Raw genomic sequence first — 16,406 nt, forward strand, 5'->3', positions numbered from 1 at the left:
ATCACTCCCCTCCCGGGTGGTTGTCTGCGTGGGAAGCCGGCGCGGGGCGCGGCTGGAACGGGTGCAGCCGCGCGGCGGCGGCGTGCAACTGGCTCTGGAAATCGGCGGCGGCGCGCGGGGCGGGCGCGGGCGCGGGCGGCTTGGCGGGTGCAGGGCGTGCTGGCGCGGCGTCCGGCGGTGTCGCGCTTTCGGCTGCCGTCGGCACATGGATGAGCTTGGCCGGGTCCACGGTCTGCACGGACGGCTCGCTCAGCAGACCATCGGCGCTGAGGTTGACCACGCCGTGCCGGCTGCGCACCGAGGTGCGGTCGTAGGCGGAGACGAGCTGGCTGTCGCGCACTTCCCGGTGCACGAACTGGCCCGGCACCACGGGGATGCGCCGATCGACGCCGATCTCGGCGTCCTCGACCAGTCCCAGCAGGCCCTCGTCGAAATTCGCCTGCGTGATCCGGCTGACGTTGGACACGCGCTGCACTTCGGGCGTCACGAACACGGCCGGATTGATCTCCGGCAGGAACGAGCGGCCGAGCTGGTCGTATCCGCCGCGGTCGTCGTGCCAGAAATCGCCATAGTCGGGCGGCGGGATGTACGGCGTGGCGATATCGAGGTTGACCACCAGCTGGGCCAGATCGGTGGCGCCGGCGCGGTCCGCCACGGTGTAGGTGAAGGTGTCGTGGAGGACCAGCCCCATGCCCGCCGCGCGCAGCACGTCCGGGTTGGACTGGTCGATGGTGTAGGTGTAGCTGCCGTCCGCGTTGAGCACCAGGGTGCCGTAGAGGCCCGCCAGGCTCTGCCCGACCGTGCCGGCCGTGCCGGTGCCGGTCTCAGCGCCGGTGCGCACGCCGACCACGGTCAACTGCTCGGCGGCATCGATGTCGCTGTCATTGGGCAGCACGTTGCCGCTGGCCTGCGGCGCGGGAATCTGGTCGCTGGCGGTCACGGCGTCGTCCTGCGCCACGGGGTTGTCGTTGCTGCCCTGGATGCGCACGGTCAGCCGGGCCACCGAGGTGGCGCCGGCGGTGTCCTGCATGACGTAGGTGAAGGTCTCGCTCAGCACCTCGTCCGCCGTGCGCAGCGCCTGGACGTCCGGATTGTCGTTGTCGATCACATAGGTGTAGCTGCCGTCCGCGCGCAGCGTGAGGGTGCCGTAGCGGCCGGCCAGCACCTGTCCGGCGGCCGCCTCGGCGCCCGTCTCGGTGCCGAAGGTGACCACCGCGCGGGTCTCGCCGAGGATCGTGAAATCGACGTCCCGGTCGTTGGCCAGCACGTCGCCCTCGGGGTTCACCCCCGGCGTGCCGTTGGCCACGCCGCCGGCCTCGATGGCGATGGCGGCGTCGTCCTGGGCCACCGGCGTGTCGTTACGACCGATGATGGTGATGTGCAACTCGCCCAGCGCGGCGGCGCCCAGCGTATCGACCGAGGTGTAGGTGAAGACCTCCTGCAGGGTCTGGTCGCCGGTGCGCAGGCCGTTCACCACCGGGTTGTCGTTGTCCAGCACGTACTTCCAGCCGCCGCCGGGCAGCAGCACGAGCGTGCCGTAGCGGCCTTGCAGCACGTCGCCGATGCGGCCGACGTTCTCGTCGGGGTTGTTCGAGTCGCGGGTGCCGGTGCGGATGCCGGTGACGGACAAGGTGTTGCTGTCCGGATCGACATCGTTCTGCAGCACGTTGCCGTCCGGCGAGGTGCCCGAGACCGTGTTGTTCACGCCCGAGGCCTCGATGGCGATGCCGAAGTCGTCCACGGGCACCGGTGCGTCGTTGCGGCCGAACACGGTGATGGTCAGTTGCGCCGTGGCGGACAGCCCGCCCAGGTCCGTCGCCTGATAGGTGAAGACCTCGGTCACGCTGCCCAGCCGCGGCAGGTTGACCAGTACCGGGTTGGTGACGTCCACCACGTAGCGGTAGCTGCCGTCCGCGCCGATGAACAGCGTGCCGTACTGGCCGACGACGATGCTGCCCGTGGCGCTGGTGCTGCCCGCCGCCACCGGCGCCAGCCCGCCGCCGGGGCTCAGGTTCTCGGAGACGATGCCGGTCACCGCGAGCACATCGCCGGCATCGACATCGGTGTCATTGGGCAGCACGTTGCCGGTGGGATTGAACGGCGGTCCGTTGCCGTTGCCGGCGGCGGCCAGCGCGCGGTCGTCGGTGGCCACGGGGGCATCCCAGGCGCCGTTGACCGTGACGATGATCTGGGCGAGGTCGGTGCCGCCGGCCGCATCGGCCATCTGGTAGGTGAACGTCTCCGAGACCGACTGGCCGGGCCGCAGCGCCTGCACGGCGGCCAGGCTGTTGTCCACGGCGTAGACGAAGGTGCCGTTGGCCTGGAGGGTCAGCGTGCCGTAGGTGCCCGTCACGGTGGTCGAGCCGGTGAAGGCGGTCAGCGTGCCGCCGGCCGTCTCGGTGCCGGTGCGGATGGCGGTCACGGTGGCGGTGTCGCTGGCGTCCACATCGGTATCGGCGCCGGGAGGCGTAGTCAGCACATTGCCGGTGGCGTTCTGGCCCGGGTTGCCATTCAGGGTGCCGCCGGCCTCGATGGCCGTGCCGGTGTCGTCCACGGCCACCGGGTTGTCGTTGCGGCCATGGATGACGATGGTGATCTGGGCCACGTCCGTGCCGCCGGAACTGGCGATGGTGTAGGTGAAGGTCTCGCTCAGGGTGTCGGTATCGGTCCGCAGGGCCTGCACCGCAGGGTTGCCGTTGTCCACGATATAGCGATAGGTGCCATCGGCATTGAGCACCAGCGCCCCATAGATGCCCGTCAGCGCCTGGCCCAGCGTGCCGGCGGTACCCGAGCCCGCTTCCGTGCCGGTGCGCACGGCGGTGACGGTCATCGCATCGCCGTCCGGATCGGCATCGTTGGCCAGCACGCTGCCGGCGGGATCGACGCCCGCCGTGCCGTTGCCCACGCCGCCGGCCTCGATGGCCTGCGCGGTGTCGTTCTGCGCCACGGGCGGGTCGTTGACGCCGCTGACGGTGATGACGAGCTGGGCGATGTCGGTCAGCCCGGCCGTGTCCGTGATCCGGTAGGTGAAGGTCTCCGTGACCGTGGCGCCCGGGGGCAGGTTGCGCAGCGTGGCGTTGGTGCTGTCGACGTCGTAGTCGTAGCTGCCATCCGCGCCGATGGTCAGCGTGCCGTACAGGCCGATCACCACCGTGCCGGTCGTCGCCGTGGTGTTGGCGGCTACGGCGGTCAGCGTGCCGCCGGCCAACTCGGTGCCGGTGCGGATGCCATCGACATGCAACTGGCTGTTGGGCTGGTCCGCCGCGTCCACGTCGCTGTCCGCGCCGGGGCCCGTGGTGACGACATTGCCGGTGGCGTGCGATTCGGGCGTGACGCCGTCCGTCGAGGCCGGCGAGGCGCTGCCGGTGTCGTCGTTGGCCACGGGGTTGTCGTTGCTGCCCTGAATCGTGATGGTCAGCTCGGCGATGCCGTTCAGCCCGCCCGCGTCGGTGACCACGTAGCTGAAGGTATCGATCAGGCTGTCGCCGGCGTGCATGCGCTGCACGGTGGCGTTGGCATCGTCGACCACATAGCGATAGCTGCCGTCCGCGCCAATCGTCAGCGTGCCGTACTGGCCGATGACCACCGCGCCGGTGCCGCTGCTGGTATTCGGGGCCACGGGGATGACCGGGCCCGCCTGCGCGGCGATGATGGTCCGCACGCCCGTGACCGTGTGGGACTCGCCATTGGCGGTGCTGTCCACGTCGGTGTCGTTGGGCAGCACGTTGCCGGTGGCCGCCGTGCCCGGCGTGCCGTTGGCCACGCCGCCGGCCTCCAGCGCCGTGCCGGCGTCGTTCACGCCCACCGGGTTGTCGTTGGCGCCGTGGATGGTCACGGTCAGCGTGGCCGTGGCGCTGGCGTTGGCGCCATCGAAGATCGTGTAGGTGAAGGTTTCGACCAGTGTCTGGCCCGAGAGCCTGAGCGCCTGCACGGCGGCGTTGTTGTTGTCGACGGTGTAGACGTAGCCGCCCGTGGCGTTGAGCGTGAGCGTGCCGTAGCGGCCGGCCAGCGAGCCGGCGCCGGGGTTCGGCAGCAGGATCGGCCCGTTGATCTCGGAGCGGAGGCTCACCACGCGCAGGGCGTCGCCGTTGGTGGCGATGTCCACGTCGGTGTCGTTGTCGAGCACGCTGCCGCGCGGGTCGAGGCCCACGGTGCCGTTGGCCTGGCCGCCGGCCTCGCGGGCATCGGCGACATCGTTGTTGGCCACCGGGGTGTCGTTGACCGGCGCCAGCACGATCTGGAAGCTGTCGGTGTCGGTCAGGGCGTCGGCGGGGTCCTCGTTCGGCGTGCCGTTCAGGGTGCCGGCGTCGCCGCTGTGGCCGTGGTCGTTGGTGATAACGGTGAGCGTGTCGGCGCCGTTGAAATCCTGATTGCCGAGGTAGACCAGCGTGGCGAGTGCAGCATTGATCGCATCGAGCGTGCCGGTCAGCGACAGGTTGGCCGATTGGTCGCCCGCGACCGTGACCCCGGCCGGCGGCGCCGACAGCGACAGCGTGCCGTGCAGCACGCCCAGCGTCACCTGCACGACGCCGGTGCCGGCATCCACGTCCGCGACGGTAATGCCGCCGATGGCCAGCGGCGTGTCCTCGGCGCCATTCTGCGTGCCGGGCACGGTATTGACCGGCGCATCGTTGATCTGCACGTAGCCCGCATCGGCCGTGGCGGCCACCCCTTCGCCCAGCGTGACGACGATCTGCGCCAGCGGGGAACTGCCGTCCGTGTCGATGCGCACGTGCAGGCTGCCCAGCGGCTGGGCATAGGTGATGGTGCCTGCGGGGGTATCGATCCGGAACAGGCCCGAGGGCAGCACGCCGAACTGGTAGCGGCCGGTGCCGTCGGTGGTGGTGGTGTAGGTGCGGTTGTCCGTCGCCGTGGCGAAGTCCCCATCCACGCCGGCCCAGGTCAGCGTGACCTGCTGGCCGGGCAGGCCGGCGCCGTCCGGCGTGACCGAGGTATCGGCCGAGGCGGTGTCGTCCCACAGCGTGCCGGCGATGATGCCGAGGCCGGCCGCTTCGCGCAGCACGTAGTTGTTCGGGCCGGTCTCGCTGCCGGTGCGTTCGCCATCCGCCGCGCCCGGGGTGCCCACGGGCGAGCCGCCCCAGCTGCTGAAGCCCGGCGGCAGGCTGGTCCAGCGCAGTTCGGCGTTGGTCGCGGCGATGGTGGCAGTGTTCGGCACCTCCACGGTGTAGCGGACCTCGACGACCGAGGTGCTGGCCAGCGACGCGAAGTTCACGGTCACGCCGCCCGTGCCGCTGAAGCTCACGCCAGCCGGCAGGTTGCCCTGGCCGTAGGTCACGCCGTCGATGGTCACGCTGACCAGCGCGTAGTTGGCGCTGCCCGGGAAGCCATCGGTCAGGGCCACGTCATAGGCGGTCATGTCGCCGGATCCGGTGAAGCGCACCGAGACTGTCGCGGTGCCGGTGCTGCCGGCAGGGTTCGGCACGAAGTCCACCACCTGCTTGTTCATGCCGCTGAAGCCGGGTTCGGCAATGATTTCGATCACGGTGTCCGACTGGGACAGCGCCGTGGTGCCGCTGAAGTCCGCCGCCGTCACGGCGAGCGGTGTATCGCGCACATTGCCAGCCTGATTCGCCACGCGCGCATTGAATTCGATGGAAACGCCTTCGAGGTCGAGATCCCGGTCGGCATTGGCCAGCGTGCCGAGCGCGAAGGTCACCACGGTGTTGCCGTTGGCATCGCGGCTGACGAGGATCTGCGTCGGCAGCAGCACGCCGTCCGGCGCGGGGCCGCTCAGCGTGGCGGTGATCGGCAGGGCGATCGGGCTGTTTTCGTTGCCGCTGACGTTGAGCGAGCCGCTGCTGATCAGCGTCAGCGTGGAGACGATGCCGCCGGCGGAGACGAAGGTCATGCGGATCGTGCCGTCGTTCAGGAACTCGAGCCCGTTCTGCAGCGTGACCTGCACCGAGAAGTTCTCCGTGACGCCTTCCGGCACCAGTGCGACGACCCGGTAGCGCAACACCTCGCCCACGGCCACGTCCTCGTTGAGCGCCGTGGTGGGGGAGGGCGCGGCGGTATCGGGCAGGCCGCCCACGCGGGAGATCTGGATGCCTGCCGACACCGGCACGATGACCGTGGCGGCGCTCTGGTAGTCGTTGAGCGTGCCGCCGTTGAGCAGGCCGTCCGTGCCGGTACGCTCGCCGGCCGGGTTGGCGGCGGGGCCGGTGGTGCCGTCGAGGCTGGTCCACTGCACCACGGCCACGTTGGCGAGGTTCAGCGCGCCGCCGATGACCGGGCTGACCGTGCCCGTGAAGCGCAGCGTGATGCTGCCGCCGGTGGGGATGTCGATATTGGCGCCATCGGCGGTGCGGATCTGCGAGCCGTCGAGAATGAAGTCCGGCCCGCCGTTGGCCGTGGCGCCGCCTGCATAGACCGCCTGGGACAGCGTCAGGTTGATCAGCCGGCCCGGCACGTTGTCCGAGAAGGTGATGTCGTAGGCGTTGACGTCGCCTGCGCCACTGCCGTTGGTGATGACCACCGTGAACTCGACCACATCGCCGGCATCCACGCCCAGCGGGGGCAGGGCGGAAGTGCTCTGGGTGATGGTCAGCGTGGGCTCGACCAGCGTGGTGGTGGGCGCCGCGCCCGATTGCGCCACGGTCCGGTCCACCGGGGCGGTGCCGTTGGGCACGTTGCCATCCGGGTCGCTGAAGGTCGCCTGGGCCTGGTTGGCGTGGGTGGTGCCGGCCTGGTTGCCCGGCACGTTGCTGGCCACCAGCCGCAGGCGGATGACAAATTTCTCGTTGCCGACCACGTTGTCTGCCGTGGCGCCGGCCACGGAGAAGGTCATGCGGGCGCCCACGCCGGCCGCGCCGGCGGTGCCGCCGAGGCCGGACACGCTGTCGATCGTCAGGTTGCCGTTGAAATTCGCCGTCAGCGCCGCGCTGCCGGCCACGGTGGTGATGAGTTCGTAGCCGAGTCCGCCGTTGAAGGACGTATCGAGCTGCATGCCGGGCGGAATCAGATCGTCCACGCGCAGGCTCTGGGTGCTGCCCTCGGGCACGGTGACAACGATGTCGTAAAGCATGCTCTCACCGACCACCAGGTTGGCGCCGGTGGTCTGCGTGGCGCTGGAGTCGCCGTCATCGAGCGAGCCGCCGGCAAAGACTTTGGTCACCTCGGGCGCGGCCACCTGTTCGTCGGCCGTGTTGGTGATGTCGGAAGTGGTGAAATCGGCACCTCCGTCCACGCTGGCGTAGTGGGTCAGCGCCGCCGTGCTTTGCAGCGTGCTGCTGGCGGCAATGGCATTGGCCACCACGGTGTCATAGGTGATGACGACGATGTTGGAGCCGTCGGTCACCGCCGTGCCGCCGGTGCGGCCCGCCAGCAGGGTGGCCACGGCGCCGGCATCGAGGAAGGTGATGGTGTTGCCGTTGACGGTGTAGTCGGTGCCCTCCACCAGCGCCACGCCGTTGCCGCGATAGATGCGCAGGTTGGCGGCGTCGAGGCTGCCGTTGAGGAAGCTCAGGCCCGGCGGCAGGGTGATGGAGACGCCCACGTCGAACGCGCCGCCGCCCCCGGTGTTCTCGACGGCCGTGGCAAGCCGCACCACGTCGCCCGCATCGATCCCGGTCACCGCGCCGTTCAGCGCCGCCAGGTCGGTCACCGAGCCGGTGAACGGCGCGCCGCCGCTGCCGGGCGCCGCCCAGGTGCCGGTGGTGCCGGTCACGGTGCCGTGCGAGGTGGACACCACGCCATGCTCGATGCCCAGCACCGGCTCCGCCACCGAGATGATCACCGCCACATCGGACGAAGACAGCACGGTCTGGTTCAGCGTGGTGGTCTGGCTGGACTGCGCCAGCACGTCCAGCGAACGCTGGTCCGAGAACGGCTGGTCGCCCACGCGCATGGTGAACTGGATCTCGATGCGGCTGCCGGTGACGCTGGCCGTGGCGAAGTCGCCGAAGGTGAACACCACCGAATTGCCGGGGCCGGTGGTCACGCCGGTGATCGGGCCGAGGTTGGTGTTGCCGGCACCGAGCGTCCACTGGTTGACCCCGCTGCCCTGGCTCCAGGCCACGCCGGAGGCATCGAACAGCGGCAGCGGCAGGTAGGTGGTCAGGCTGAAGTTCTCGTAGTCGCCGGTGACGAGGTCGTAGCTGAGCGTGAAGGTCACGGTGTCGCCGGGGCGCAGTTCGCCGCTGGCGGGCGGGGTGCCGCCGTTGACGGCCACGATCTCGATGTCGATGTGGCTGACCGGGATCGTGGTGGTGGAGGCGGACTGCTCGCTTTCGGTGAAGCCGGTCAGGTTCAGCGGGTCCTGCACCAGCGTGGCGGTGACCGTGGCGGCGTTGCCGATGGCGTCGCCCTCGTTGATTTCGGGCTGCGGCCGGGTGGTGCCGCTGTAGCGCTGGCCGAGCAGCGCGGTATAGCTGATGACCGCCGTGGTGGCGCCGTTCTGCGTGGCGTTCAGGGCGAAATCGCCCACCAGCGCGGCAATCGGGAAGTCCGGCGACTGGCGCAGCGAGGCGGCGATGTCGAAAGTGAGGGTGGTCGTGCCATCGGCATTGACCGTGGTCGAGGTGACCAGCGCGAGCGTGTGGGTGATGCCGTTCTGGGTGACCACGAGCGTGGGCGTGCCGGTCAGCGTCTGGCCGTCGCCCAGCGTATCGACCACGGTGAAGCTGCCGTTGAAGAGCAGGTTCTGGCCGAAGGCGAAGTAGTCGGAGATGGCCAGGTTGAGGTCGTAGCGCAGGGTGTCGCCCGGCGACGGCCCGGCGCTGCCCACATCCCCGCCGGCGGCGATGGTGGCCTGCTTCTCCAGCGTGATGGCGCGCGCGGTGAAGCTGGCGACGGCGCCGTCGCCGGAAGCGGTGAAGGCGATCGAGGTGGCCGGCGGCGTGAGGTCGCGCGGGTCCAGCGGCACCCAGTTGCCGGTGGCGGTGACATCGCCGAATGTGATGTTGACGGCATCGCCGGTGGACGAGTCGATGATCGGCGTGCCGGCCGCGTTGGTTTCGGGCACGTAGAAGCTGACCACGTTCTGCACCGGGCCGGTCAGCGTGGCGTACTCCACCGTGTAGCTGGCGATGAAGATGTTGTCGGCGGCAATCGCGGCGGCGATGGCGGTGGGGTTGGTCAGCACCGCGCCGTCCTGCAGCGTGATGGAGACCAGCACGCCGTTGCCGCCGGGGGTGATGGCGGTGACCTGGATGTCGTCCGGCAGGACCTGGGTCACGCGCACCGTGTTGAGCGGCTGGGGCGTGGCCGGCGTGATGGTGACCGTCTCGTGGTGGACGAAATTCGGCCCGGTGGCGGTCTCGCCCTCGGTCATGTCCAGCGTTTCGGTGATCGTCAGCAGCGTCGGGTGGACGGTGAAGTCCACCAGCGCGGCGCCGATCAGGCTTGGGTCATCGGTCGGATTGTTGAGCGAGTCGTTGCCCAGCTCGAACCCGGCGCGGGCGCGGATCAGCAGGTCGGGCGAGCCATTCGAGAAACTGGTGTCCGCCAGCTCGCTGAGCCGGGCGGTCACCTGCATGGTCACCGGCGGCTGGCCCTGCGACAGGCTGCCGAACGGCAGTTGCAGCACCACCAGCTGGTCTCCCGGCCGCATGCCGACCGACGCCGCGTTGATGATGATCGGGTTGCCGGAGCCATCGCGGGCCAGCGGATGCACGGCGTTGCCCTGCGCGTCGAAGGTGACGGTAAAGGCCGTCACGGCCTGCCCGAGGTAGGTGGCCGAGACGAAGGTCACGCCATCGTCGCCATCGCGCCCGCTGGCGGACAGGTAGAGGTCCACGTAAGGCCCGTAGCCGACCTGCGACGACGGGTTGGTCATCGTCACGTCGAAGGTGACCGTGCCACCGAGCACGACGTCCTTCGTGGCCGTGCCGATCGAGAGGGTAGGGCTGGCATCGGCCATCAGGCCCTGGTAGTCGCGCACGGCGGCATCGCTGAGGGCCAGCGGCTTGTCGAGGATGCCGCTGGCCACTTCGAGGGTCCAGTCGCCGCCCGCGCTGGCGCTGCCGGTGTCGTCATCGGAGGCGCCGACATCGGCGTCCGTCAGCCGGGCCAACTGGCTCACCAGCGCGCGGCCGGCCTCGCCGGCGCCCACCTGGCAGCCGAACAGCAGGATGTCCGCGTCCTGCCGCATGGCGCCTTGCCAGGACTTCAGCGTGTCGGCAAAGCCCGCCAGCGACTCGGCCGTGTAGGTGCGGTTGCCCAGCGTGAACTGCCCGCTGGTGCCGTGGGAAAAGATCTGGATCGAATCGACCTGACCGGTCTTGGCCATCTGGGCCAGCGCAGCGGAGATGGCGTTCAGCGCGTCCGTGCCGGGGTCGACGACGATGGCTGTGGTGTCCACCGGCAACTGGGCAGTCAGCGCTTCGCGGTTCTCCAGCCGGCTGTCGATGACCACCAGGTGGCGCGGCGCGGTCGGCGCCGGGGCGGCGGCATTCTCGCGCGGCTCGGTGGCGGCGGGATGGGCGTCCGTGGCGCTCTTGTCGGCGGTGGCATGGTGCTGGTCGGACGTTGCTGCGGCGGCGGCACCGTCGAACAGGATGCGGGGTTCCAGCGCGAGGGGGTGCGAATGCGGGCGAAAGACGCCATGCGGCTTCATTGGATTCCCCCTTCATCAACGGTGCCGAGGGCGGAGCCCGTCTGGCAGAGGTGTGGCGATCTGAAGTGCGGTGTCATTGTCGTGCCGCAACCCGTTGATTGGAAACACTAGGCGACTAATTTCATATCTGGCACGAAAAGTTTTAGTACTAATCAGAAAACGCTGCGATAGAGTCACACAGGCAGTCGCGCCGCAAGCGCTGAATACAACACACATCTGGGAGACATCCATGACTTCGAAATTCGTAGCCGTTGCGTGCCTTTCGGCGATTGCCGCCTTCATGTCCACGACCGCCAGTGCGCAGCAGCAAAAACCGGCCAACGCGCAGGAGGCCAAGGCCGCCTTCGCCGAGAAATTCAAGGCCGCCGATACCAACCAGGACGGCAAGTTGAGCCGCGAAGAGGCCGAGGCCGGCATGCCGGAAGTCTTCAAGAATTACGACAAGATCGACACCAAGAAGACCAATGGCATCACGCAGAAGCAGATCGGGGCCTACTTCGCGGCGCGCGCCAAGCAGCAGAAAGCCGCGCGGGATCCGGGCAGCCTGAACTGACGGCTTCCGGGCCATCGTCCCATGACCTACCTCACCAGGCATCCGGCCATCCTCTTCCTGGCCATGATCGTGCTCATGGCGCTGGCGGCGGGGATCGGATTCCTGGTGCTGCGCCGCATCAGGCCGATGGCGGACGACAGCCGGGACGACTTCAATATCGTGCAGGGCGCCACGCTCACGCTGCTCGCCCTGCTGATCGGGTTCACGCTCTCCATGGCGGTCGGCCGCTATGACCAGCGCAAGAACCTGGAGGAAGAAGAGGCCAACGCGATCGGCACCGAATTCCTGCGGGCCGAGCTGGTGGAGGGTCCGGAGACGGCGCAGATCAAGGCATTGCTGGTTCGCTACCTGGACCAGCGCATCCTCTACTACCGCACGCGCGAACCCGACGCCCTGCAGCAGATCGAGCAGGCCACGGCACAAATCGGCGACGACCTGTGGAAGGTGGTGCGCGGCGTGGCGCGCGACAAGCCCACCCCGATCACGTCGCTGGTGGTGTCGGGCATGAACGACGTCCTCAATTCCCAGGGCTATACAGAGGCCGCGTGGCTGAACCGGATCCCGGTGTCGGCCTGGTGCCTGATGATCGTGATTGCGTTCTTTAGCAGCCTGATGCAGGGCTATGGCGCGCGCACCAAGAGCGCCAAGGCCGCCCTGTTGCTGGTGCTGCCGATGACGATATCGCTGTCACTGGCGCTGATCGCGGACATCGACAGCCCGCGCGGCGGTTTGATTCGTGTCCCACCCCAGAACTTGCACAACCTGGAGACCGCGCTGAAGCGCTAGGGTCTATCGGTTGCCGTTGTTTGATTGGTTTGTCCTAACCGGGAGTACCAGCCATGAAATTCGCCCCTCTCCTCATCGCCGCGACGACATTGGCGTGGACATCATCGGGGTGGGCCCAGGCCCAGCCCATTGGCGGCAAGCCCGCGACGGCAGCGACCAAGGCAGCGAACGCGGCCGTGCTGAACGAACTCCCTTTCAACGACAAGGCCGACTTCGAGGATGCCCAGCGCGGTCTGGTGGCCAAGCCCGACACGCTGACCATCCGCAATGCCAAGGGCGACGTCGTCTGGGACCTGGAAGCCTACAAGCAATACATCGGGCTCGACAAGGCCGCGCCGGACACCGTCAATCCGAGCCTGTGGCGCAACGCCCAGTTGGGCATGCAGAACGGACTGTTCAAGGTGTCGGACCGGATTTACCAGGTGCGTGGCTTCGACCTGTCGAACATCACCTTCGTGCAGGGTGACACGGGATGGATCGTGCTGGACCCGCTGATCTCGGCCGAGACGGCCAAGGCGGCGCTGGAATTCGTCACGAAAACCCTCGGGCAGAAGCCGGTGGTGGCCGTGGTGTACAGCCACTCGCACGTGGATCACTACGGCGGCGTGCGCGGCGTCGTGAACGAAGCCGATGTCCGGTCCGGGAAGGTCAAGATCTTCGCGCCGGAAGGCTTCACGGAGCATGCGGTCAGCGAGAACGTCATCGCCGGCAATGCGATGGGGCGCCGCGCCGTCTATATGTATGGGGCGCTGCTGCCCCGCAACGCGCGCGGTGGCGTGAACGGCGGGCTGGGGCAGACCGTGTCGACCGGCGACGCCGGGCTGATCGTCCCCACGGACATCATCAGCAAGACCGGCACCGAGATCACCGTGGATGGCGTGAAGATGGTGTTCCAGATGACGCCAGGCACCGAGGCGCCGTCCGAGATGAACACGTTCTTCCCCCAGTTCCGGGGCATGTGGATGGCCGAGAACACGACCAACACCATGCACAATATCCTGACGCTGCGTGGCGCCCAGGTGCGTGACGCGCTGAAGTGGTCGAGCTACCTGAACGAGACCATCGACACCTACGGCAAGGATGTCGATTTCAAGTTCCAGGCCCACCACTGGCCGATGTGGGGCAACGCCAAGATCATCGACTACTGGAAGAAGCAGCGCGACCTGTACAAGTACACGCATGACCAGTCGGTCAACCTGATGAACAACGGCTACACCGGGGAAGAGATCTCGGAGATGATCAAGCTACCGCCGGAACTCGACAAATTCTGGCCGAACCGGGGCTATTACGGCACGCTGCGCCACAACTCCCGGGCGGTCTACCAGCGCTACATGGGCTGGTACGACGGCAATCCGTCCGACCTCAACAACCTGCCGCCGGAAATGGCCGCCAAGAAATATGTGGAGTACATGGGCGGCGAAGCGGCGGTGCTCAAGCGCGCCAGGGCGGATTTCAGCAAGGGCGACTATCGCTGGACGGCCGAAGTCCTCAAGCATGTGGTATTCGCCAACCCCAACGGCAAGGCGGGCAAGGACCTGCTGGCCGATTCCCTCGAGCAGCTGGGATACCAGGCGGAGAGCGGCCCATGGCGCTCGGTCTACCTGATGGGCGCCTATGAACTGCGCAATGGCGTGCCCAAGGCCGGCGGGACGACGACCGCGAGCCCGGACACCATCAAGGCGATGCCGCCGGAGATGCTGTTCGACTATCTGGCGGTTCGCTTGAACGGGCCGAAGGCCGCTGGCAAGAAGATCGGGCTGAACCTCGACTTTACCGACCTGAAGAAGCAGTACGGGCTGGCGGTCGAGAACGCGGTGCTGAACTATGGCAAGCCGCTGGCGCAGCCCGACGCAAAGATCACGCTCTCGAAAGCGACGCTCGATGCCATCCAGCTCAAGGAGACCACGATCGAGAACGCCATCGCCAAGGGCGATATGAAGGTGGAGGGCCGCCGCGAGGCACTGAGCGAGTTCCTCGCCCTGCTCGACACCTTCCCGTTCTGGTTCAACATCGTGACGCCATGAAGACGACGACCGCGGTGTTGATGGCCACGCTGGTAGCGTGGCTTGGGCCCCTCCCGACGACGGTGGCGGCGTGCGGCTCCGACTTCGTGCTGGGAGATGAAGTCGGCGCCGCGCATCCGGCCTCCATTGGCGTGGCCTTCGCGCTTCACGATGCCATTGGCGCGGGCAGGTTGCCTGCTGCCGAAAGCAATACCGGCGCGCAGGCGCGAGAACGTGCGGACGATGCGGCACATAGGCTGGAGCAGCGGCTCGAATCGGCCGGGCCGAAGCTGCCGCCGATGGCGCTGCTGCAGGTGGAGTCGCGGCTTTGGACGCGATATGGTGCGGCGAGCCGCCGGCACGCCGCCCCCGATGCGCATCACGACGCGGGCCCGGCCGATGGCGACGTGGTCGTGGTGACCGGGGAACCCGTGCTGCGCGCCTTGCTGGACGGCCGCATCGGCTGGGCGCAGGCTGTGGATGCCGGACTGGTCGTGGTCGTGGGCGAGCCCGCCGCCCAAACCCGCGTGGCGACGGTGCTGGCGGCGCGATTTGCCATGGCGGGTGGATCTTCGCTGGCGAGCCATGTAGCGAGCAGCCGGCACTAGTCCGCCCCCCGAAGCACAATCGTCGCACGGCGAGCATTGCAATCGCCGGCCGCTGGAGAGGTCACCATGCAATGTTCGGTCGGAATCTTCAACGACGTGCCGATGGCGGTCCTGTTCGTGACCGTCGGCCTCGGCTATGCGGTAGGCAAGCTCAAGATCGGGCCGATCGGGCTCGGCGGGGTGTGCGGCACGCTGATCGTGGCGCTGTTGATCGGGCAGACCGGCTGCCAGCTCCACGGGGAGCTGAAGGAGGTGGCCTTCGCGCTGTTCATCTTCGCGATGGGCTATTCCGGCGGCCCGCAGTTCTTCGCCAACCTGAACCGCTCCAGCCTGCGCTTCATGGTGCTGCCGCTGATCGAGGCGATTGCCGTTATCTCGATCGTACTCACCGCCACGCGGATGATGGGCCTGGACCCCGGCACGGCGGCGGGCCTTGCGGCTGGCGCTGCCACCGAATCGGCCGTGGTCGGCACGGCGGCCGAAGCGCTCAAGCACCTTGGCCTGGGCGCGGCGGAAACCACGCGGATGGAATCGAACATCGCCACCGCGTACACGCTGACCTATCTGGTCGGCCTCGTCAGCATTGTCTTCTTCACCAGTCAGGTCGCGCCGATGCTGTTGCGGCTCAACCTGAAGACGGCGTCCCGCGAGCTCGCCACCCGGCTGGAGGCCGCCTCGGATGACGACGTGGCCACGCAACCGGCGCTCCCGCGTCTGGTAGGCCGCGCCTATCGCGCCGAAGGGGCCGCCGGGCTGACCGTCGGCCAGCTTGAACGCCAGATTGGCGGGCGCACCCTCGTCGCGGGCCTGTTCCGCGGCAGTGAGGCCGTCACGGCGGACCCGGACCAGAAGATCGAGGCGGGCGACATCGTCGCCCTGATCGGCGTGCGCGAGCGGCTGGTCAATGCGGGCGAACGGGTCGGCGTGGAGGTGTTGCCGCCATCTGCCCACCATGATGTGCTCCAGCTCGACGAACGCCAGGTGATCGTCAACAAGCCCGGTCTGAACGGCCGCACGCTGGGCGATCTCGCCCGGGCGGCCACGCAGCGGCATATCCGCTTCGTCTGGGTGCAGCAGATCATGCGCTCCGGCATGAGCTTGCCGATCACGCCGGCGACGCAGTTGCTGCACGGCGACCGCCTGACGCTGGTCGGCACCGACCCGGCGCTGAGCGCGGCCGCGCAGGAGCTGGGCACGGCCGTGCGCCACGTGGACACCACCGATCTCGTCTTCCTCTGCGTGGGGATCCTGCTGGGTCTGCTGGTGGGCATGCTGTCCGTGACCGTGTACGGGATTCCGATCTCGCTCGGCAGCGGCGGCGGGGCGCTGCTGAGCGGGCTGGTGTTCGGCTGGATCAACTTCAAGCGGCCCGGGCTGGGTGACATGCCGCCGGCTGCGGTCCAGTTGCTGAAGGACCTCGGCTTGGCGATATTTGTCGCCAGCGTGGGATTGTCGGCGGGGCCGGATGCCATCACGCTGGTGCGCGAGCATGGCGCGATGCTGCCGCTGGTCGGCCTCGCCGTGTCGCTCGTGCCGGCTTGCCTGTCGCTATGGATCGGCCACGTGTTCCTGAAGATCGAGGGCCCGTTGCTGATTGGCGCCATCGCCGGGCAGCACGTGAGCACGCCGGCGATCAGCGCCATCCTGGCCGCCAGCCAGAGTTCGGTGCCGCTGCTCGGCTATACGGTGACCTATGCCATCGCCAATGTGATGCTTCCCGTACTCGGGCCGATCATCGTGGCGCTGGCCTACCGGCTGGGGTAGCCGTCCCCAGCCCAGATTTTCTCTCTCCCTCCGCTGCGCACTCTGCCGCAGCAAGCCGCGCTCCACATACTGTACGTTTGTACAGTATAGTAGCGCCACACCAGACCCCGCCGGGG

Annotated in this window: 6 protein-coding genes; 5 read left to right on the forward strand and 1 reads right to left on the reverse strand. The window is 68.3% G+C overall.

Annotated elements, in window-relative coordinates:
* Nucleotide 1: 1 nt before the first annotated feature.
* Complete coding sequence (locus tag AC1DP9_RS21615) at nucleotides 2-10,576, reverse strand: VCBS domain-containing protein (protein WP_477108442.1); 10,575 nt, start codon at nucleotides 10,574-10,576, stop codon at nucleotides 2-4.
* A gap of 229 nt (nucleotides 10,577-10,805) precedes the next feature.
* Between AC1DP9_RS21615 and AC1DP9_RS21620 the strand changes: the two genes are divergently transcribed.
* The 5 genes from AC1DP9_RS21620 to aspT all read left to right on the forward strand — a co-directional run bounded on the left by AC1DP9_RS21620 (nucleotide 10,806) and on the right by aspT (nucleotide 16,290).
* The gene (locus AC1DP9_RS21620; RefSeq protein WP_477108443.1) at nucleotides 10,806-11,129 is read left to right on the forward strand and encodes a calcium-binding protein; all 324 of its coding nucleotides are present in this window, start codon (nucleotides 10,806-10,808) and stop codon (nucleotides 11,127-11,129) included.
* A 21-nt stretch (nucleotides 11,130-11,150) separates the two neighbouring features.
* Entirely contained in the window at nucleotides 11,151-11,915 is a 765-nt protein-coding gene (locus AC1DP9_RS21625; RefSeq protein WP_477108444.1) for a bestrophin-like domain, read from the forward strand.
* A 53-nt stretch (nucleotides 11,916-11,968) separates the two neighbouring features.
* Nucleotides 11,969-13,939 carry an alkyl/aryl-sulfatase gene (locus AC1DP9_RS21630; RefSeq protein ID WP_454757790.1) on the forward strand — a complete coding sequence of 657 codons (1,971 nt, stop codon included), beginning with the start codon at nucleotides 11,969-11,971 and terminating at the stop codon, nucleotides 13,937-13,939.
* A complete protein-coding gene (locus tag AC1DP9_RS21635; protein WP_477108445.1) occupies nucleotides 13,936-14,526 on the forward strand; it encodes a hypothetical protein in 591 nt (196 codons plus the stop codon). Before AC1DP9_RS21630 ends, AC1DP9_RS21635 begins: the two co-directional genes overlap by 4 nt.
* A 66-nt stretch (nucleotides 14,527-14,592) precedes the next feature.
* The gene (aspT, locus tag AC1DP9_RS21640; RefSeq protein ID WP_477108446.1) at nucleotides 14,593-16,290 is read left to right on the forward strand and encodes an aspartate-alanine antiporter; all 1,698 of its coding nucleotides are present in this window, start codon (nucleotides 14,593-14,595) and stop codon (nucleotides 16,288-16,290) included.
* Nucleotides 16,291-16,406: the final 116 nt, after the last annotated feature.

The organism is Cupriavidus sp. 01L43, assembly GCF_056399925.1.

Coding starts and splice junctions, on each gene's coding strand:
- AC1DP9_RS21615 (WP_477108442.1), bottom strand. CDS start 10,576: ATGAAGCCGCATGGCGTCTTTCGCCCGCATTCGCACCCCCTCGCGCTG.
- AC1DP9_RS21620 (WP_477108443.1), top strand. CDS start 10,806: ATGACTTCGAAATTCGTAGCCGTTGCGTGCCTTTCGGCGATTGCCGCC.
- AC1DP9_RS21625 (WP_477108444.1), top strand. CDS start 11,151: ATGACCTACCTCACCAGGCATCCGGCCATCCTCTTCCTGGCCATGATC.
- AC1DP9_RS21630 (WP_454757790.1), top strand. CDS start 11,969: ATGAAATTCGCCCCTCTCCTCATCGCCGCGACGACATTGGCGTGGACA.
- AC1DP9_RS21635 (WP_477108445.1), top strand. CDS start 13,936: ATGAAGACGACGACCGCGGTGTTGATGGCCACGCTGGTAGCGTGGCTT.
- aspT (WP_477108446.1), top strand. CDS start 14,593: ATGCAATGTTCGGTCGGAATCTTCAACGACGTGCCGATGGCGGTCCTG.